Raw genomic sequence first — 16,723 nt, 5'->3', positions numbered from 1 at the left:
GATGCTACTGGTAATAAGTTTATTGGAAAATATGATATTAATTTAGCTTAAATATTAGGGGTGAAGCAGAGATGCTGAACCTTATACTATATAAAAATCAAGCTCTCTGAGTTTTCGAGAGCGTACTGGATAGTATCTAGGGGGAAATTTTTTTTGAGATCATTTTTTTATATGATCTGAAAAGTTTAAATTTAGGAATAAATATAATTAGTTTTTATTTAATATCTAGTAAAAATTTTCTGTATTATCAGAATTTCATGATATAATAAATACATGTCAAAAAAGGTCGGTTTATGCTACAACTATGATATTTTCAATAATAAGGGGGGAAATCAATTAGGCTGTAAAAAAATTAGTTTTTAATCAGCAGCTATTTTTACATCATAAAATTGAATTGCAATTTAAATTGTAGCTGACTAATAATTTATAGAAAAGAGGTGTTAATATGGATTGTACAAAAAGTACAGTATCTGGACAGCAAAAAATAGCTTTTTTTACTTTAATAAGAGTTTTTCTATTTATGGTTAGTGCTATTTTACTAACATTTGTATATTATAACCCGGTTAAGGCATCCGTAACCTCTGGCATTTATGGTTCGGGAAGCTCTTATTATGGAAGTCCCATGGCAATTACGAAAGCGCCAAATGGTGATATGTATTGTGCTTTTGCTGTACAAGGAAGTGTAAAAGGCGGTTCTGGTACCATTGATTATAAGATATACAAATATGTTCCATCCACTAATATATGGACAAGTATTGTTAACTTAAATTCAAAGATAGAACTAAACCAAGATAGCAATTATTATGATGGAATTTCTATGCTTATAGATTCATCTGGAATTTTAAACATTGCAGTTGTTGAGAATGGAACAGTTTTCAATACTGACAATGGTTTATATTGCAAATACAATAAAGAGTTATGTTTTGGAAAATACAACATAAATTCAGGAACATGGGATGGATCTTTTAGTGCAATTGAAACACAAGCTCTTAGTGATGGGTCACTTTCAGTTACACATTATCAGTATGAATATGCTAAAATGCAAATAAATGCTTCTGGTGATATTACTTTAGCATACATAAAAAGAAATAGTAATAATAGTTCAGATAGTTATATTGTTGCTAAATCTGGTACAAATTCAAATAGTACGTGGTCACAAGTTAAAGAATTACCTTTGAATTTGTCTTCTGGTGAATCAGCAAGCATAAAGTATTTTGTCAGTGATGCTTCAGGAAAATTTAGCATTATTTATACTATAACAAGAAGTAATGGTAATGATGTATATGCTCTTGCTTATCCATATGATAATCCTACTCAAATACTTGAAGGTTCTACAAAAGGATGTGGATATGATATTTATGGTGCGGTTACGAATTCGGCAGGTAATATATACTTAGCGTATACTGATAGTTTAAATGGAGGAAATGGAATCGTTTCCAATACAGGAGATGATGGTGCATGGGTAACATCCCCCATAGAAGCTAAAGATATACTTTCTTGTAATTGTGGAGACCTTGGAGATCTGGTAATTGATGCAAATGATAATATGTATTTTATCTCAGAAGTATATGATCCTGATAGTTGGCAAATAAACGGACTATATTTTTATGGCATGAAGGCAGGAAGCAGTAAATGGACAAAAGGTAAAATGGATATTGACAGCCTAAATTATCTTAAAGATGCAGCAAACCAATATAGTGTTACCATATATCCAATTATACCTCAAACAGATAAATTAATGGTTCATTATTTTGATAACACTAGTTTGAGTTATGGATTTATTACAGGAGATGTAAATGATTTTTTTCCTAGTTCATCAAGTAATGTAGCAACGGTGACATCAGACAGCTATACAGTAAGTGCAGGAGGAACGGCAGATGAGAGTATAACAAATGTACCATATGGGACAACAAAAGCAGACTTTATAGCAGCACTGACAAAGGGAGAATCCCATGAGAGCTTTGATGAAGCATCACTGCATGACCCAGTGGTAAGTGGAGACAAGCTAGTAGTAACAGCAGAAGATGGAACGACAAAGGTGACGTATACAGTAACAGTAAATCCTAAACCAATTGCTGCAAATGCATCGAATAACACAATAAGTTTGGATGGAGACAGTATAGCTGCTGGAGGAACAGTAATAATAACAGCAGGAGGAGATAGACAGGAAGAAGCAGGATCTGTAGTTGGTGATGAGAGATATATACCAAGTACGTGGACGTCTACAGAATCAGGTAAAAGTGGAAACTTTGAATTGAGTGATGATATTTATACATCATCATACCAATCAGATACACCTGGAAGCTATACAATAACAGCAAATTATAAAAAGCAGAAATGGAATGGAAGTGCATGGGAAGATATTGCTGGAGCAGTAGACAGCAAGGATGTAACCTTAACAGTAAGTGAAGTAACGGTGACAATAGGAACAGATGACCTGCCGCCAGCAGGAACAGTAGGAGTTCCATATACTCAATACACATTTACAGCAGCTGGGGGAACAGGAAATAAGACTTACATTGTAACAGCAGGAAACCTACCAGCAGGATTGAACCTTTCAGAAGATGGAGTTTTGTCAGGAACGCCAACGGAAGCAGGAACAAAAACATTTACAGTGACGGTAAATGATGATGGAGTGTGTGAGCCATCAGATAGTTATGAATTTACAATTACAGTGAGTCCTGCAAAAAGTACGGTAGCAATAGTGACATCTACAAGCTACACAGTAAGCGCAGGAGATACAGGAGATGAAACAATAACAAATGTACCAAATGGGACAACAAAGGCAGAGTTTATAGCAGCCATAGCTAAGGGAGAATCCCATGAGAGTTTTGACGAAGCATTACTGCATGACACTATAGTAAGTGGAGACAAACTAGTAGTTATGGCAGAAGATGGAACAACAAAGGTGACATACACAATTACAGTGAATCCAGCACCAACTGCTGCAAATGCATCGAATAATACAGTAGACTTAAGTACTAGTAGTATAACAGCAGGTGGAACTATAACCATAACAGCATCAGGAGATAGACAGGAAGTGGCAGGATCAATAGTTGGAGACGAGAGATATATACCAAATACGTGGACATCTACAGAATTAGGAAAAGGTGGTAGCTTTAGTTTTAATGGGACAAGTTATAATGCAAATTATGTAACAGGTACTGTGGGAAGTTATACAATAATTGTAACTTATAAAAAGCAAAGCTGGAATGGAAGCAGCTGGGTAGATAGTTTAGGAATATCAGACAGCAAGAACATAACCTTAACAGTAAGTGGAGTGACGGTGACAATAGGAATAGATGACCTGCCGCCAGCAGGAACAGTAGGAGTTCCGTATACTCAATATACATTTACAGCAGCTGGGGGAACAGGAAATAAGACTTACATTGTAACAGCAGGAAACCTACCAGCAGGATTGAACCTTTCAGAAGATGGAGTTTTGTCAGGAACGCCAACGGAAGCAGGAACAAAAACATTTACAGTGACGGTAAATGATGATGGAGTGTGTGAGCCATCAGATAGTTATGAATTTACAATTACAGTGAGTCCTGCAAAAAGTACGGTAGCAATAGTGACATCTACAAGCTACACAGTAAGCGCAGGAGATACAGGAGATGAAACAATAACAAATGTACCAAATGGGACAACAAAGGCAGAGTTTATAGCAGCCATAGCTAAGGGAGAATCCCATGAGAGTTTTGACGAAGCATTACTGCATGACACTGTAGTAAGTGGAGATAAGCTAGTAGTGACAGCAGAAGATGGAACAACGAAGGTGACATATACGGTAACTGTAAATGCTATAGTACCACCAGACCCAACACCTGTAGAAACAACAGGTAGTGTAGTAGATGACTCTGGCAAACCTGTTCAGGGAATAAAAGCACAAGTAACTACAGAAACAGATGGAACTAAAACTGTGGCAGTAAAGTCTCAGGATGCTATAGTATTAAGGACACCAGATGGTACAGTATCACCTTTAGCGGATATTTCAGGGTTAAGTTTTTCAACAACAGGAAATACTAATGTTACATTGTCATCGGATGGAACTATTAAAGTTAAAGATTTAGCAAATGGTACACAATCATAAATAAATGTAACGCTTGATGTTGGCAATGGTCAGAAGATTATTATTGGAACGATTGATGTAAAAGTTTCTGAAAGTGGAGCTGTAAGTATAACTAGTACGCTAATTGACCCTTATGGAATAATAACGGATTCAGTTACAGGAAAGATAATTGATGGAGCAAACTTAACGCTTTATTATGCAAATACAGATAGAAACAAGGCAAATGGGAAAACTCCAGATACAGCAGTATCGCTTCCAATTATAGATGATTTTAAGCCAAATAAAAATAAAAATCCACAAGTGAGTGATGCTAGTGGGGCGTATGGCTTTATGGTATTCCCTAATACGGATTACTATATAACAGTAGATAAAGAAGGATATGACAAATATACAAGTCCTACCATTTCTGTAGGACAGGAAATTGTGAAATTTGATGTCAAAATGAATAAATCAGTATCTTCTTCAAGTGGAGGATCAGGCGGCAGTGGAGGTTCATCATCAACACCAGCTAATATACAATTAGAGAGAATATCAGGACAAAACAGGGTTGATACAGCTATAGCAATTGCTAAAGCAGCTTATAAGGATAAAGTTTCAAATGTAATACTTGCATCGTCAGGTGATTATCCGGATGCGTTAGCAGGAAGTGTACTGGCACATAAGCTAAAGGCACCAATACTACTTGTTGGAAACAGCATGGAGGATAGAGAAAAAGTATTAGCTTATTTGAAGGAAAACATGGATCAAGCAGGAAATATATATATTCTTGGAGGAAATTGTGCAGTAGATCCAGATGTAGAAGAAAAATTGGAGGCGGATGGCTTTAAGAATATCCAGAGATTAGGTGGTAAGGACAGATATGAAACGAATGCAAAAATTAATGATATGCTAGCAGTAAAAGAAGGGACACCAGTAATTATTGTATCAGGAGAAAATTATCCAGATGCAATATCAGTAAGTAGTGCAGCAGCGGCAAATCAGTACCCTATATTATTGGTGAAAAAAAATGAAATATCTGATTACGTAAGAAAAAAGATTTCAGATATAAAACCAGATAAGATATATATTATAGGGCTGCAAGGAGCTGTAAGTGATACAGTAGAAAATCAAGTTGTCCAAACTGCAGGTATAGATAAGTCAAAGGTAGTGAGAATAGGTGGAACAGATAGATTTCAAACTTCTCTTAATGTTGCGAAGTATTTTAGTTCGAATGCAGATATAGTATGTGCAGCATCAGGTAATAATTTTCCAGATGCGTTAGCAGGAAGTACTTATGCAGCAAATAGCAATGCACCAATATTGTTAATTAATACTAGCTTAAGTAATGAAGAAAATTTATTTTTGCAAAGCTTAAAGCTAAAAGAGGTAACTATTTTTGGTGGAACAGGAGCAGTAAGCAAGGACGTTGAAAATGACTTATCAAAGATAACTGGCAAGTAACAAGAAAATAAATTTAGAAAGATGACATACAGGTGTCATCTTTCTTTTTATATAATGTTTAAGAAAGGATGTGCTTAATAATGTTAGTATTAGTTTATATATAATGAATGCTCTATGGAAATTGAATACTATGCAGGTTATCAAGGGCATCCCAAGCATAGGGTTGTAGACCCCTATGCTTGGGATGCTTTACTGGAATAATAGATGGAGATGAAGTTTGAGGCCATCCCGTAACAAATAGCAACAATAAAATGAATGTGGAGGAATAGAAAATGAAGAATACAGTATATGTTTATGTATTTGATACAATGGCAGATTGGGAAATAGGTTATTTAAGCGCTGAAATCAATTCGGGAAGGTACTACAAAAAGGGATTAATGCCGCTAAAAGTAGTAACTGTAGGAATTACCAAGACCCCTATTACTACAATGGGAGGTCTTAAAATATTGCCAGAAATTGAACTTAAAGAGTGTGGTGCTAAAGATACTGCTGCTTTGATTCTACCTGGTGGGAATACATGGGCAGAAGCAATTCATGCTCCCATTATAAAAATGGCTGAAAAATATTTAGAGAAAGGTATTGTTGTAGGGGCAATTTGTGGTGCTACAATAGGACTTGCTATGGGGGGAGTATTGAATAAGCGAGCTCATACAAGCAATGACTTGGGGTATCTTAAAATGGTCTGCCCAAGCTATGGTGGAGAAAAGTATTATAAGCAGGAATGTGTAGTAACTGATGGAAATTTGATTACTGCTTCTGGAATAGCTCCCCTTGAATTTGCTTTGCATATATTGAAAATTCTAGATGTATTCTTACCGCAAACCCTAGATTCCTGGTACAATCTTTATAAAACCCAAGAGTCAAAATATTTCTTTAAGCTTATGAACTCAATTCAATAAAATGGCTTAAAGTGGGTAAGATGCAATGACTAAAGTTAATAAGTATAATTATTAGTATGCATTCTTAATATATTGTTTACTAACTAAGGCCACATCAGGATATTAATTCCAGTATATGGCCTATTTTTATACATATAGATACTATACTTAGAAATTGCCTTTATATAGTATATGCTTTTCAGTACATGACACGGCTGCTGGTATTACCCCCTATTAGTAAGAAAGAAGTAGATTAGTCATAAAGTTCATCTAATACATTTTTAAGATATATATTCTAATAATCTTTTTCCAGTAAAAGATGAAGGACATTTTGTAATACCATTGGGATATCCCATATATATAAGGTTTCCGCCATTAAATCCACCTAATGAACCTAAATCAATAATCCAGTCAGCATGGCACATTATACTTAAATTATGTTCTAGTATAATAACAGTTTTTTCTTTATTAATTAATTTGTGAAATAGTTGTATCAATTTTTTTATATCTGACTCATGTAAACCTGTGCTTGGTTCATCTAATATATAAATTTCACCAGTACTATTTAAAAGAGTTACAGCTATTTTTAGTCTCTGAAGTTCTCCACCGGACAGAGTATCAAGAGATTGCCCAAGTTTAATATAACCTAGGTTTACTTCAGAAATAGTATATAATATTTTTTTTAGCGCCTTATCAGTAAAAACTTCTAAAGTCTCATCAATTGAGAGATTAAGAATATCACTTATTGTGTATCCTTTATACTTATAATTAGATAGTTCCTGTTTGTATCTTGTCCCTTCACATAATTCACAAGTCTCTTCCATGCCATCCATAAAAGCCAAATCTGTTTTTATTATACCTTTACCTTTGCACAAAGGACAGGCACCTTCTCCAATGAAGCTAAATAATGAAGGTGATTTACCGCTTGCTTTACTAAAAATGGTTCTAATTTTATCAAAAAAGCCAACGTAAGTAGCTAATATTGAACGAGAAGAGGTATAAATTTTTTTTTGGTCTAAGAGTATACTATTTGGATATTTATTACGGAAAAGACGTGTAATTAATGTACTTTTACCAGAACCGGCTACTCCAGTTACAACGGTTAAGGCATTCTTAGGTATTTTTATAGAGATATTCTTTAAATTAAACATTTTTGCATTATCAATTTTGTAGAAATCATAAAATTTCTTATTTACTACAGTTATACTATGTTTTTTAGATAAAGCAGCACCAGTAGCTGTATCACTATTTAATAGTTGTGGATATGTTCCCTGAAAAGTGATTTTACCACCATTAACGCCTGAGCCTGGTCCCATATCAATAATGTGGTCTGCTATCTTTATCACATCAGGATCATGCTCTACAATTATAACTGTATTTCCTTTTTCTTTAAGTCCTTTGAATATTTTATTTATACCAGTAATATCGTGGGGATGTAAACCCATACTAGGTTCATCAAATATATAGAGAATGTCGTTGAGACTGCTATTTAAATGTTTTGACATTTTAATACGTTGAGATTCTCCACCAGATAAGGTATTAGTTGTGCGATTTAGTGTAAGATAATCTAATCCAACTTCTTCTAATGTACTTAAACGCTTGAGAATATCATCAATAACTGTCTGAACTTTGGATTCATGGATTATTTGAAGAAAAGATTTTAATTCACTTATTGACATGTCAGCACAATCACCAATTGATTTTCCTTTGATTTTGCAAGATAGAATAATATCACTAAGACGCTTTCCATTACAATGATGACAAATTTGTTCATCAACAAGTTGTTCAAGTTCTTTTTTATATTTTTTTTGATCTTTTTCTAGAAAGGAGCTTCTAATTCTTGGGATAAGCCCAATATACTTTGCTGTCTTATGCCAATTGATTGTGGGATTATCAGGAGTTTTTTCCTCTGCATAAAGTAAAGTATTAAGTTCCAAATCTGAATAGTCTTTAATTGGCTTTTGAACATCAAAATAACCAGACTCAGTATAACGACTTAATCGCCATCCACCTGGTTGAAATGTAGGAAATAGAATAGCACCATTATTTAAACTTTTATCAAAATTTATTAGTTTATGAATATTAATGTCTTTAATTATTCCTAATCCTTGACAACAAGGGCACATACCATTTTTATTGTTGAAAGAAAAATTCATTGAGTAACCAACAAAAGGCTTTCCTATTCTAGAAAAGAGAAGACGTAACAAGGTATAGATATCAGTGACTGTACCAACAGTTGAGCGCGCATTTCCACCTATTTTTTTTTGATCTATAGTGATAGAGACTGGAAGATTATTAATCTTTTCCACATTAGGCCTTCCATAGTGGGGCAGTAATTGTTGAATGTAAGATGAATATGTATCATTTAACATTCTTTGAGATTCAGCAGCTAATGTATCAAAAATTAATGAAGACTTTCCTGAACCAGATAAACCTGTAATTATAGTAATTTTATTTTTGGGAATATTTACTGATATATCCTTGAGATTATTTTCATTTGCATGGAAGATTTCAATCATTTCTCTTGCCATATTAGTTCCTCCTTTCTTCAAAAATTCTACTTACTTTAAGGCATAGTTCGGCAAAAAGTGCTTGTTCATCTGAAGTTAAAACAGATGATGCAATTTCAGATAAATGTTCATGTCCCTTTTGTATTTCTTTTAGAAATTTGAAACCTTTATCTGTTAATTCTGTCCAAAGCTCTCTTGCATCAGAGTTACTTTTTTCTTGTTTTATATAGCCTATCTCTTTAAGAGATTTTAATCCTTTAGATATTTTAGAGCGTGAAACACCTAAATTATTACTTAATTCTGCAGGACGGCTTCCATTTGTATGATATAGAGATTCTAATAAATCATACTGAAACCAAGAAATATTCTCTGTGTTTATATTGTTTCTTTCAGCAACAAGTTCACATTGAAGCCGTGATAATCCTTCTTCTAATTTAGAATTGTATAATCGTTTATTCATATAGTAAGTACCTCCTAATATTAGCGAAAAATAGTTTCCTTTCGGAAACTATTTTAGCATTTTGATGAAATGATTGCAACATGGAAATTATTTTTGATAATTCTATAGGGGTGTCACTAATATTTTCTATAAAATCTATATTAAAATAAAAATGGGTAATTACAATTGGATAATAATATAATTTACTTATATAACAGAACTTGAAGCTATTGAAATGCTAACAGGAATTTCAGCAGAGCTTGTTGCTGCCGGAGGAATATGTGGTGCGGAAGGCAGTTGTTGGATGGCCATTACCGGTACTGAGGAACAACTTCATATGACTTTATTATATTATATAATTCTACAAAAATGTTTAAAAATTAGATAAAATATTATTGACATATATATCGGGAGATGATATATTAGTATATATCATATGACGATATAACGGAGGATGATAGATTTGGACAATAGTACACCTTTAACAGAGGCTTCATTTTATATTTTATTGGCGACACAAAAACCAAACCATGGATATGGAATTATTCAGGATGTGAGCAAAATGACAAATGGAAGGGTAACGTTGGGGCCGGGGACCTTATACGGTGCTATTAATTCAATGCTTAAAAAAGGATGGATTAATTTATATAGTGAGGATACAAAATCAAGAAAGAAAAAGGAATACCTGATTACAAATACGGGAATAGAAGTATTAAAAAAAGAAGTCAATAGGCTAGAGGAACTTGTAAGTAATGCAAAAACATGGATGATTAGGGGGATATAAATAATGTTAAAATTTAGATTATATTATGATAAAGATGAAGAAGAAGCTTGGCTAAAAAAAATGTGTTTAGATGGATGGGAATTTAAAAAATTTTTTCTTGGATTTTACACTTTTAAACCATGTGAACCTGGAGAATACAATTATCAAATAGATTTGCTTGATAATTGGAACGGTGATACAGTTGATTATTCATCTTTTATGAATGATATAGGAGTACAAGTTGTAGGTCAATGGTGGAGATGGGTATATTTGAAAAAGAAAGCATCAGATGGTCCTTTTGAAATGTATACAGATGTGGAATCAAAAATTGCTCAATACAGAAGGATTGGAAATCTTTTTAAGGTGTTTTCCTTTGTAGAAGCTATTTGCTTTTTTGTGGAACTAATAGGAGCAGTTAATACAGGTGACTATATCCTTGTAATATTTACAGTATTACTTGCAGCAATATCTTTGACAATGATAAGAATTGTATGGAAGTGTAAATTGAAAATTGAGAAATTTAAACGGGAAGGAATGTAGCCAATAATATAGCAATTAAAAATTCAATCTTGCATAAAGAATACCTTTTTTAATTGCTTCTGCTAATCCTTTAGGATTTTCCCAAGCCATTGAATGTCCTGCTGCTTTTACAATTTCAATATTTATATTGTGTTTTTTAAGCTCAATTTGGTCATCATCTGGAAGAGATTTTTAGCCAAATATAAATGTCTTTTTACACTTAAGTGAATACAGCATCTCACGCCATGATGGATTTCCTCCCTCAACTGCAGATTTTGAAATTCTGCTAATTGCTGTAGATGAACAAACTGATAATGCTGCTGTCCACATAGAATTATAGATAGTATTTCCATTTATAACTTCATCAAATATGCTATTCACAAAGTCGTCTTCTCTAAAACTTCCAAATTTATAACTTGATGAATCTTCACTGCTTTTATCTAGATTTGCCTCGCTTAAAATAATTGTCTCAACACTATCTTTGCATTTATCTGCAAGTTCAATTGCGATAGGTCCACCTAAACTATGTCCAAAAATAATAAATTTATGTAGATTTAAACTCTTAACAAAATTATATAGGTATTCTGCATGTTCTTTTACAGTATACAAATAATTATCAGGTTTATCGCTAAAGCCACTTCCAAGCGGATCTACTAATATTCGTCTGTGATTTATTAAATCAACCTGTGCAGCTACTTCTGGATAATCAAATGATCCGGCACATTCTAAGCCATGAATAAATAGTATAGGTGTGTCTTCACCAGGTAAATCATGATACCTCATTTTATTTTTCAAATTGTCTACTATGTATTCTCTTATAAAATCCTCCATATTTAATAAATATCCAGCCTTAAATCTGCAATATAAAGTGATAGATATTTTCTAGATACAAACCTCAAACAAATTCATTGTAACATATTTATTGATACTTTTGAGTTTATTAAATATTAAGACCAATTTTAAATATGACTTTTATAAATGTATGTAGAAATTTCACTTGAAGCTTACGCTGTGTAAGCATTTATACTTATAGATAAGGTTATACTATTTCAAGGAGGGGAAAATATGGATCTTAAGATTCAATATAATTGTTTAAATGTTAATTGGGATGACGTATGTGAGATATTGAAAAAAGCTGGAATGTCATATTTTGAAGGAAAAGTGCATGAGAAAGCTTTTAAAAATAGTCATACCGTTATATTTGTTTTTGATAATAATAAATTAATTGGTTTTGGTCGTGCAATTTCAGATGGAGTTTATCAGGCTGCAATTTATGATGTAGCAGTATTACCTGAATATCAAGGTAAAAATATTGGAAGAACAATTGTTAATGGTATTTTAAATTGTATTCCACAGTGTAATTTTATATTGTATGCTTCACCTGGTAAAGAAGCTTTTTATGAAAAATTAAGTTTTAGAAAAATGAAAACAGGAATGGCATTGTTTTGCAATAAAGAAAAAATGCAGACAAAAGGATTTATTGAATAGATCCTGGCAAGTGAAAGTCAGAAACGTTTTTCCAACCAATTTGCAAAGCACAAGTGCCTTAATCCGTTTAAATTGAATGGATGAGGGCACTTTTTTGATTGAATGTAGAAAAGTGAAAAATGGTTGGAAAAATTTCAGCAGATGCCTTTATTATTAAGGGCTTTAGAGATATAATGAAAATAAGAAGTGGCTATTTTACTGTGGTTGAACCTTAACATGAGATGTATTTAAATAATGAAACAAGCTAATGAGGACGGACCAAATTTGGAGTTGAACCTTAACATGAGATGTATTTAAATTCAACGCCTTCCATCCAATAATCCATGGATTTTCCAGTTGAACCTTAACATGAGATGTATTTAAATGAGGAATTATGCAGTGTTAACGGTGAGATAGCTGATGTTGAACCTTAACATGAGATGTATTTAAATAAAGAAAAATGTAGCGTTTTTGTTTACTCAGCATGGTTGAACCTTAACATGAGATGTATTTAAATCAGCAAATAACTGACGATGCTGATGGTTCTAAAAGGGTTGAACCTTAACATGAGATGTATTTAAATTTAATAATGATACTGCTGCTATTTGTGGAGGCACTGGTTGAACCTTAACATGAGATGTATTTAAATCTCCTTAACTATTGTGTTTTCACAGGTTTCGTTGAAGTTGAACCTTAACATGAGATGTATTTAAATTTTGTTTTTACATCATATTCTTTAAAAAACGATTTTGTTGAACCTTAACATGAGATGTATTTAAATTAGTTGCGTATAGATGTATCAGGAACTATCCGTAATGTTGAACCTTAACATGAGATGTATTTAAATTAATAAAACTTTAAATACATCCACTTTTTCTAGATATTGTTGAACCTTAACATGAGATGTATTTAAATCATCTTTTATGTCGCTTAGTGCTGATTCTATTTTTTGTTGAACCTTAACATGAGATGTATTTAAATAGGTGCAACATCTAATACAGAATATACAAAATTTACTGTTGAACCTTAACATGAGATGTATTTAAATTATAATCCCTTCCTTATAAATTTGTATTTCCGCATAAGTTGAACCTTAACATGAGATGTATTTAAATTTCTTGGTTATAATTGTATTAGATGCATTAGGACCGTTGAACCTTAACATAAGATCTAAAGATAAAAGATGACAGTAAATATGAACTTTAGTATGATAGAATATATGGAATAAAATGTTTATCATATATAAATGGAGGAATGATGCTATGGGAGAATTGTCCACCTTGCCCAATATTGGAAAAACAGTTGAACAACAATTAAATCAAGTTGGGATAGAAACAATAGAACAATTAACTGATATCGGAAGCAGGGAAGCTTGGTCTAGAATAAAAAGCATTGATCATTCTGCGTGTATAAATAGGTTGTATGCTTTGGAGGGTGCCATAGAGGGAATTAGATGGCATAATCTTTCAGAAGGAGTAAAAGAAGAATTGAAAGATTTTTACAATACATTTAAATAATTGTGCAATTAGTTGGATGTATGAAAAATTGATTATTGACTGATGCCTTGGGTACTGGTTTATACTATGAATAGTATCTAAGGGGCAATTTTTATATGTTATCTATAGTATGTAGTATATATAATCCTTAATACAACAAGTAAATATAAGAAGTAATGTAGAATGTATGTTAGTGAATAGATTATTAATCAGTAGAATGACTATTGTAATAAAAAGGCAAAGATGTTATACTTGCAGTCGTTATATAACTACACCTGAATATCTTGAAGCACATAAAAACCATTTAGCTTCATTGGGAGGACAGGTTGCAGAAGGTGCCATATATGGAGAACATTATGCAGAGCATTTCGGACCGATTATAGAGGTTTTAAAAGTCATCATTGAAAGATTGGAGGAATTGCAAAATGGCAAAAACTAACTTGAGGTTACAACTACAGGTAATAGATAATAATACAAACTTTGATAACATAATGATTGGTAGTTCCTATTTTAATGATGATGTATGGGATATAAGACCATTTATTACTGCTAAGAGAACAAAGAAATCACGAAAATATCTTAGATTTGAATATATTGAAAGTCAGGATATGAAACAGGCAGTCAAATAATACGTTTACTACAAACTTGGAAAAATAAATCCAAAAACAGTTTGTGATTATATTAATGGTCATTTTCTAAGGTTCATAGAATGCTGCTCCATTAACAGTTTTGTTAATGTTACAAAAGATGATTTTTTAAATTTCTCTTTATGGATGAAAGACGAAAAAAGCTGCTGTAGGTACAAGGTCTCTGTCTTCTCATGTGGTTGAGGAAATCATTAAGACAGGACAGATTAAGGGTTGGAATGTGCCATAGACAAATATTTTTAAAGTGATTACTTCTTATCAGTTATGGAATATAAAAAAGGCTATGAAAGCCAGTAAGATTAAGTCTGTTCCAGAAAGTGTATTTGATAAAATTCTCTATCTCACTTTGCAGGACTTAGAGCAATATCAAAATCAAATCCTTTGGATGATGTAGTGGCAGTTAGAAAGGATAAGGTACAATTGCAGGAAGAAAAGATAATTGCCTTACGTGAAAGGGTAAAGCAGTTAGAAGAGGATAAAAAGAAATTAATTTTTCAATTAGTCGAAATGGAAGAACTTAGAGAAGAAAATAAAAGATTAATTGAACAAATAAACGAAAATAGTAGTGTTTAGTTAATTCACAATAGTAATCAAATACGGAGTAAATAAAATATAAAGGGATAGAGATATGACAGAATTCTGGGAATCAAGTTTTATAAAAAATCAAATGATGTGGGGATTTGAGCCTTCAGACTCAGCAATCTTAACAAAAGACTTTTTTCTTGAAAAGAAAGTTAAGGATATATTGATACCAGGTATTGGATATGGTAGAAACGCAAAGGTTTTTATTGACAATGGAATAGATGTAACAGGTATTGAGATTTCAAAAACAGCCATTGATTTGGCGAGACAAAATGGGCTTAATATTCCTATTTTTCATGGCTCAGTAACTGATATGCCTTTTGATAACAAACTTTATGATGGTATATTTTGTTATGCACTTATTCACTTATTGAATAATCATGAGAGATATAAGTTTATTAAAGATTGCTATAATCAGTTAAAGCCAAGCGGATATATGATTTTTACTACTATTTCAAAAGAAGCTCCAATGTATGGAAAGGGTAAACAATTAGGTAAAGACTATTTTGAGACAAAGGATGGAGTAAAAATGTTTTTTTATGACGACGACTCAATAAAACAGGACTTTGAAAAATATGGACTGATAGAAATTTCAAAAATTGTTGAGCCTCATAAGAATATGGAAAATAAACTTCCATTTAAATTTATAATGGTAAAATGTCAAAAATAACTATAGTTATAATTACATAAAAAACAGAGAATCGTTATTTGATGAGTCTTATGTGTAATCTGTTCACCAAGACCTTCAAGGCCTTACGCATTATTCTTATATTTTTCGGTAATTGTAAATCAATAATATATGAAGAATAGTAAATTAAGATGAACAAACAATAAATAAATCAACATATAAGAACAGGAGGATGGAAATATATGACTGTAGAAAAAATTTTAAATATGATTAGTAAAGAACTGGAGAGTATTCCTGGCGTTATAGGGGTTGTTTTAGGAGGTTCAAGAGCAAGAGGTACTAATCATCCCAATTCTGATATTGACATTGGAATATATTATGATGAATCAGAAGGTTTTAAAGTCAGTGAAATTAGTAAAATTGCCACAAAAATAGATGATGAACATAGGGAGAATATCATTACATCTTTAGGAGAGTGGGGGCCTTGGGTAAATGGTGGAGGATGGCTCATTGTTCAGGGGTATCATGTAGATTTTTTATTTCGTGATATAAAACGTGTATCACAGGTAATTGATGATTGCTTAATGGGAAAGGTTTCTCCTAATTATCAGACTGGACATCCTCATGCTTATATAAATGTTATGTATATGGGAGAGGTATCCATTTGCAAAGTATTAGTTGATTCAAAAAAATATATTTCCGAATTGAAAGCAAAAACTATACCGTATCCAAAGAATTTGAAAAATGCAATATTTGGATATTTTATGTTTGAAGCATCCTTTTCTTTAATGTTTGCTAAAGCCAATATAGATAAGGATGACATTTCATATGTTTGTGGTCATTGCTTCCGAAGTATTTCCTGCCTGAATCAAGTTGTATTTGCTTTGAATGATGAATATTGTATTAATGAGAAAAAGGCTGTTAAAATGATTGATAGCTTCAAAATTAAACCACAAGATTACAAGATAAAAATAGATGAAATGGTTACCTTAATTTCTTCAAACAAGAACAATACAATAAAAGCAGTAGATATACTTCAAGGACTCATTAATGAAACAAAGGAGCTAATTGAAAATAAATGATTAAGGGTGAAAGAAGTATTAACTCTCTTAACAAAGAGTAAAAATTAATTATATAGTCCTCTTTATTTAAGTAGCACAGTATATCATTAATACTGGTGATCAATATTCTTAATTTTACGAACTATCAACAAAGTTATTAACATGTTATACACAGAAAAAAGTATAAAAAGAAAAGAGGTGAGTTTTAGTTAGAGTTTGGT

Annotated in this window: 16 protein-coding genes and 1 CRISPR repeat array; of the genes, 13 read left to right on the top strand and 3 right to left on the bottom strand. The window is 32.2% G+C overall.

Annotated elements, in window-relative coordinates:
• Positions 1-445: 445 nt before the first annotated feature.
• The 3 genes from CLCOS_RS17120 (at position 446) to CLCOS_RS17110 (ending at position 6,411) form a co-directional block, all read left to right on the top strand.
• Entirely contained in the window at positions 446-4,093 is a 3,648-nt protein-coding gene (locus CLCOS_RS17120) for an Ig domain-containing protein (RefSeq protein ID WP_063601536.1), read from the top strand.
• A 279-nt stretch (positions 4,094-4,372) separates the two neighbouring features.
• Positions 4,373-5,512: a cell wall-binding repeat-containing protein gene (locus CLCOS_RS17115; RefSeq protein ID WP_156496380.1), complete on the top strand. Its 1,140-nt coding sequence runs from the start codon at positions 4,373-4,375 to the stop codon at positions 5,510-5,512.
• Between the two features lie 272 nt (positions 5,513-5,784).
• Positions 5,785-6,411: a type 1 glutamine amidotransferase family protein gene (locus tag CLCOS_RS17110; RefSeq protein ID WP_063601534.1), complete on the top strand. Its 627-nt coding sequence runs from the start codon at positions 5,785-5,787 to the stop codon at positions 6,409-6,411.
• 260 nt (positions 6,412-6,671) lie between these two features.
• Here the strand turns inward: CLCOS_RS17110 and CLCOS_RS17105 are convergent, their stop codons facing one another.
• Both CLCOS_RS17105 and CLCOS_RS17100 read right to left on the bottom strand, forming a co-directional pair.
• Positions 6,672-8,921, bottom strand: a complete 2,250-nt coding sequence (locus CLCOS_RS17105; protein ID WP_063601533.1) for an ATP-binding cassette domain-containing protein — start codon at positions 8,919-8,921, stop codon at positions 6,672-6,674.
• A 1-nt stretch (position 8,922) separates the two neighbouring features.
• The gene (locus tag CLCOS_RS17100; protein WP_063601532.1) at positions 8,923-9,360 is read right to left on the bottom strand and encodes a MarR family winged helix-turn-helix transcriptional regulator; all 438 of its coding nucleotides are present in this window, start codon (positions 9,358-9,360) and stop codon (positions 8,923-8,925) included.
• 214 nt (positions 9,361-9,574) lie between these two features.
• Here CLCOS_RS17100 and CLCOS_RS22535 point away from each other — a divergent pair, with 214 nt between their 5' ends.
• The 3 genes from CLCOS_RS22535 to CLCOS_RS17090 all read left to right on the top strand — a co-directional run bounded on the left by CLCOS_RS22535 (position 9,575) and on the right by CLCOS_RS17090 (position 10,642).
• Entirely contained in the window at positions 9,575-9,727 is a 153-nt protein-coding gene (locus CLCOS_RS22535; protein ID WP_156496379.1) for a hypothetical protein, read from the top strand.
• A gap of 75 nt (positions 9,728-9,802) precedes the next feature.
• Positions 9,803-10,123, top strand: coding sequence for a PadR family transcriptional regulator (locus CLCOS_RS17095; protein WP_063601531.1), 321 nt, complete (start codon positions 9,803-9,805; stop codon positions 10,121-10,123).
• Between the two features lie 3 nt (positions 10,124-10,126).
• Positions 10,127-10,642: a DUF2812 domain-containing protein gene (locus CLCOS_RS17090; protein WP_063601530.1), complete on the top strand. Its 516-nt coding sequence runs from the start codon at positions 10,127-10,129 to the stop codon at positions 10,640-10,642.
• A 171-nt stretch (positions 10,643-10,813) separates the two neighbouring features.
• On the opposite strand, the gene CLCOS_RS17085 is transcribed toward CLCOS_RS17090, so the two are convergent.
• Complete coding sequence (locus tag CLCOS_RS17085) at positions 10,814-11,452, bottom strand: alpha/beta fold hydrolase (RefSeq protein ID WP_343217900.1); 639 nt, start codon at positions 11,450-11,452, stop codon at positions 10,814-10,816.
• A gap of 234 nt (positions 11,453-11,686) precedes the next feature.
• Here CLCOS_RS17085 and CLCOS_RS17080 point away from each other — a divergent pair, with 234 nt between their 5' ends.
• From CLCOS_RS17080 to CLCOS_RS17050, 7 genes are all read left to right on the top strand, one after another.
• Positions 11,687-12,109 (top strand): GNAT family N-acetyltransferase, encoded by a 423-nt coding sequence (locus CLCOS_RS17080; protein WP_063601529.1) that lies wholly within the window; start codon positions 11,687-11,689, stop codon positions 12,107-12,109.
• Between the two features lie 203 nt (positions 12,110-12,312).
• Positions 12,313-13,203: a CRISPR direct-repeat array (repeat unit 30 nt; unit sequence GTTGAACCTTAACATGAGATGTATTTAAAT).
• Between the two features lie 147 nt (positions 13,204-13,350).
• Positions 13,351-13,605, top strand: coding sequence for a TfoX/Sxy family protein (locus CLCOS_RS17075; RefSeq protein ID WP_063601528.1), 255 nt, complete (start codon positions 13,351-13,353; stop codon positions 13,603-13,605).
• A gap of 172 nt (positions 13,606-13,777) precedes the next feature.
• Positions 13,778-14,023: a hypothetical protein gene (locus CLCOS_RS17070; RefSeq protein ID WP_153042956.1), complete on the top strand. Its 246-nt coding sequence runs from the start codon at positions 13,778-13,780 to the stop codon at positions 14,021-14,023.
• The gene (locus CLCOS_RS17065) at positions 14,010-14,213 is read left to right on the top strand and encodes a hypothetical protein (protein ID WP_063601526.1); all 204 of its coding nucleotides are present in this window, start codon (positions 14,010-14,012) and stop codon (positions 14,211-14,213) included. The genes CLCOS_RS17070 and CLCOS_RS17065 overlap by 14 nt, the downstream gene beginning before the upstream one ends.
• 399 nt (positions 14,214-14,612) lie before the next feature.
• The gene (locus tag CLCOS_RS17060; RefSeq protein ID WP_156496378.1) at positions 14,613-14,804 is read left to right on the top strand and encodes a hypothetical protein; all 192 of its coding nucleotides are present in this window, start codon (positions 14,613-14,615) and stop codon (positions 14,802-14,804) included.
• 55 nt (positions 14,805-14,859) lie between these two features.
• A complete protein-coding gene (locus CLCOS_RS17055) occupies positions 14,860-15,483 on the top strand; it encodes a class I SAM-dependent methyltransferase (protein WP_063601524.1) in 624 nt (207 codons plus the stop codon).
• Positions 15,484-15,683: 200 nt separating this feature from the next.
• Positions 15,684-16,523, top strand: coding sequence for a nucleotidyltransferase domain-containing protein (locus CLCOS_RS17050; RefSeq protein WP_063601523.1), 840 nt, complete (start codon positions 15,684-15,686; stop codon positions 16,521-16,523).
• Positions 16,524-16,723 lie beyond the last annotated feature (200 nt).

The organism is Clostridium coskatii (assembly GCF_001675205.1).
In the GTDB taxonomy this organism is placed as follows: Bacteria; Bacillota; Clostridia; order Clostridiales; family Clostridiaceae; genus Clostridium_B; species Clostridium_B ljungdahlii.
This window is presented reverse-complemented; position numbering and strand designations above follow the sequence as displayed.

What these genes read in the sequence shown, in the direction of transcription:
- CLCOS_RS17105 (WP_063601533.1), bottom strand. Translation starts at nt 8,921, where the DNA reads ATGGCAAGAGAAATGATTGAAATCTTCCATGCAAATGAAAATAATCTC.
- CLCOS_RS17090 (WP_063601530.1), top strand. Translation starts at nt 10,127, where the DNA reads ATGTTAAAATTTAGATTATATTATGATAAAGATGAAGAAGAAGCTTGG.
- CLCOS_RS17100 (WP_063601532.1), bottom strand. Translation starts at nt 9,360, where the DNA reads ATGAATAAACGATTATACAATTCTAAATTAGAAGAAGGATTATCACGG.
- CLCOS_RS17110 (WP_063601534.1), top strand. Translation starts at nt 5,785, where the DNA reads ATGAAGAATACAGTATATGTTTATGTATTTGATACAATGGCAGATTGG.
- CLCOS_RS17080 (WP_063601529.1), top strand. Translation starts at nt 11,687, where the DNA reads ATGGATCTTAAGATTCAATATAATTGTTTAAATGTTAATTGGGATGAC.
- CLCOS_RS17055 (WP_063601524.1), top strand. Translation starts at nt 14,860, where the DNA reads ATGACAGAATTCTGGGAATCAAGTTTTATAAAAAATCAAATGATGTGG.
- CLCOS_RS17050 (WP_063601523.1), top strand. Translation starts at nt 15,684, where the DNA reads ATGACTGTAGAAAAAATTTTAAATATGATTAGTAAAGAACTGGAGAGT.
- CLCOS_RS22535 (WP_156496379.1), top strand. Translation starts at nt 9,575, where the DNA reads ATGCTAACAGGAATTTCAGCAGAGCTTGTTGCTGCCGGAGGAATATGT.
- CLCOS_RS17065 (WP_063601526.1), top strand. Translation starts at nt 14,010, where the DNA reads ATGGCAAAAACTAACTTGAGGTTACAACTACAGGTAATAGATAATAAT.
- CLCOS_RS17085 (WP_343217900.1), bottom strand. Translation starts at nt 11,452, where the DNA reads ATGGAGGATTTTATAAGAGAATACATAGTAGACAATTTGAAAAATAAA.
- CLCOS_RS17120 (WP_063601536.1), top strand. Translation starts at nt 446, where the DNA reads ATGGATTGTACAAAAAGTACAGTATCTGGACAGCAAAAAATAGCTTTT.
- CLCOS_RS17075 (WP_063601528.1), top strand. Translation starts at nt 13,351, where the DNA reads ATGGGAGAATTGTCCACCTTGCCCAATATTGGAAAAACAGTTGAACAA.